Raw genomic sequence first — 2873 nt, forward strand, 5'->3', positions numbered from 1 at the left:
CCAAGCCCTGAGCATCGGCACGAATGGCAGTGTTGATGCCGATGACCTCACCTTGGTCGTTGAGTAGTGGGCCGCCAGAATTGCCGGGGTTGATGGCGGCGTCGGTTTGGATAAATCTGACTCGTTTGTCGGGGATGCCTACTTGGGAGCTCGATCGACCTGTAGCGCTGATAATACCGACAGTCACTGTATTGTCAAGACCCAAAGGATTGCCAATGGCGATCGCCCATTGTCCGGGTACGATATTGTCCGATCGACCCAAAGCCACTAGAGGCAAGTCTGAGGCATTAATTTTCACCACAGCCACATCCGTCAGCAAATCGACCCCCTGGACTCTACCCTCAAACTCTCGGCCGTCTTTGAGGGTCACTTTCACAGTCTCACTGCCGGAAACAACGTGAGCATTAGTAACTATCCGGCCATCAGAAGTGAGAATAAACCCCGAACCTGTACCCCGTTTAATTTTTTCTTCCGGTACTGGCAAATTATCGCCAAAAAACCTGCGAAACAAAGGATTTTTGAAAGCTTCCGGCACTTGATTGACGACTTTGCTTGATGCGTCAATCCTGACCACAGCCGGACCGACTTTTTGGGCGGCTTCTGCAATAAAATTGGCATTGCCACGATCGGGCTGTCGATCGGATGGGACGGGAACAGACGCATAAGGCGGGATTTGTTGGCGTACCACGGGCAAAACCGAGCCAGTTTCCAAGGCGTTTGGACTTTGGAGATAGCGATTTCCCAACCATCCCATACCTCCACCGATGGACAGCAACGTCAGATAAAGGGTCAATTGCTTAAAAGATAAACTCATAAGAAGCTCCTGATAGGTTTGGAAACTCAGTCACCAACAGTGCTGAGCTAGTTATTTAACAACTCCCGTGGGATACCCAGAGGCTTTATAATACCTAGCCAAAACTTGCCCAGTCTATATTTAGCTGGACATTCGTAATTCTGGTGTTTATTTCTTGTTTTATCCTAGCGTTAAACCGCAAACTTGTATTTCTCGGTACTAGCTCTCAGTTCTGGAAGCAGTTTCAGGAATTGAAGGGCGATCGCCTTTGTATCCAACTTAGGCAAATTGTAGTCACTTGATACTCAGTTGATATTCAGTTTGGTTGTTTTCTCGTCAAAATGTAGTCAATTTCCAGTCAACTAGACCCATTGATAGTCCCAAAAATCAGCAATAAAAAACCTCAAACCGTTGATTTGTCGTTGGTTTGAGGTTTTTATAGAGGTAAGCGGGCAGCGGGAATCGAACCCGCATAGTTAGCATGGAAGGCTGTAGGATGGAATCACTCAATCCTTTATTCTGTAACGGTTTACGTGTTTTAAAGATACTTTGTCTCCAATTTTGTCTCCAATTTGTCTCCAAAAGTAGTATCTTAGTTGTGTTGAAATTGGAGACAAAATTATGGTTGACTCTCCCGATCGGGCAAAGAAAGGGTCGGTTGTTGTCCAGACTCGCAGTGGCAGACTGAGGTTGCAATTACCCAGACATCTTTATGGCGGTGAACGCAAACACTTTTACCTCAACTTGGCAGATACCCCGGAAAACTGGGAACTGGCATTCGCCAAAGCACGGTTGATTGAATCTGATATCAAGTTTGAGCGGTTTGACCCCACGCTCAAAAAATACAAGCCAGAAACTCACTTGACTGTGATTGAGACTATCAAGCCAAAACCGGAACTGACGCTTACCCAGTTGTTTGCTAAATACTTGGAATTCAAGAAGCCAACACTCAAGGCCACAACCTTCAATTACTTAGTGACGGGCATTCAGAGTTATATTGACCGTTGCCCTCACCAGCTTCTGTCTGAGGACGGCGCTTTGCAGGTACGCGCTTGGTTATTGGAGGACACTACTAACAGCATGACTAAGAGGATTTTAACTCACCTAAATGCAGCGGTGAAGTGGGGGATTAAGTTCAAGATTGTCAAGGGATTAACCGTATCGCCATTTGAAGGGATGGCGACTGAGCTACCTAAGCACAACTGGGAAAGTGACCCGGAACCTAATGCTTTTACGTCTCAGGAAAAAGAGCTGGTATTGGAGGCTTTTAGGAATCATAGAGGTACTTGGAACGGTAGGGGTGAAACTGGACAAAAGTTTTGTTTTTACTACCCTATGGTGCAATTCTGGCTGTTGACTGGATGCCGTCCATCCGAGGCTGTGGGGTTAAGGTGGTGTGACATAGCTAGTGACTTTTCTCACATTGTGTTTAATGGGAGTGTTCAGCATCCGGGCGGTAAGGAGACAAGAGTTGATGGTAGTAAAAATAATAAACGGCGTAAATTTCCTTGCAATCAAGAACTGATTCAGTTGTTAAAAAGTATCAAGCCAACAAGTCTGACTGATAAAGAGAAACTGGTTTTTCCATCACCTATTAAGGGCGGGGCGATTAATTACAACAATTTCACTAAACAGGTATGGCATAAGTTGGTTGACCCAATTACTGAGAAAACTCGCGAGATTGAAGGACAGCGGAAAACTACTACTCCCTACTCTTGTCGGGATACTTTTATCAGCGAACAAGTTGGCAAGGGTGTACCGAGTGCGGTGGTGGCTAAGTGGTGTGATACGTCTGAGAAAGTGATTAATTCTGTGTATTTAGACGGCAAAATTTTGGAGCATTTACGCCCGCTTTGATACTGTTAATATGTTGATTCTCTGGGCAACTTTTGCGACACTAAACTTTACAACCGAACTGTTGACAGTTTGCTGGGAAGCTGCGATCGTATGTAACTAGGGCTTGCTGAATATATCGATCGCACTTGACGTGGCCTGGGTTTCGATCGCGCGATCGAGAGTTTAGTGCAAGATAAACAGGTAAAATAGAGCAAAACCCGTGCATAACCACCTGCGATCGTGT

General features: G+C 45.7%; 3 protein-coding genes. 1 reads left to right on the forward strand and 2 read right to left on the reverse strand.

Features of this window, described 5'->3' with window-relative positions:
* Window positions 1–814 (reverse strand): trypsin-like peptidase domain-containing protein (locus AAFP11_RS30135; RefSeq protein ID WP_341740300.1); only part of this gene is annotated, 814 nt, incomplete at its 3' end.
* Window positions 815–1414: 600 nt separating this feature from the next.
* On the opposite strand from AAFP11_RS30135, the gene AAFP11_RS30140 reads away from it, so the two are divergent.
* Complete coding sequence (locus tag AAFP11_RS30140; protein WP_341740301.1) at window positions 1415–2650, forward strand: tyrosine-type recombinase/integrase; 1236 nt, start codon at window positions 1415–1417, stop codon at window positions 2648–2650.
* A 40-nt stretch (window positions 2651–2690) separates the two neighbouring features.
* Here AAFP11_RS30140 and AAFP11_RS30145 read toward each other — a convergent pair.
* Window positions 2691–2873: hypothetical protein (locus AAFP11_RS30145; protein WP_341740302.1), on the reverse strand; the 183-nt coding region annotated here is incomplete at its 5' end.

The organism is Microcoleus sp. CAWBG640 (assembly GCF_020883015.1).
Classification (GTDB): domain Bacteria; phylum Cyanobacteriota; class Cyanobacteriia; order Cyanobacteriales; family Microcoleaceae; genus Microcoleus; species Microcoleus anatoxicus.

Excerpts from the sequence above, each read along its gene's own strand:
- AAFP11_RS30140 (WP_341740301.1), top strand. The coding sequence starts at position 1,415 with ATGGTTGACTCTCCCGATCGGGCAAAGAAAGGGTCGGTTGTTGTCCAG.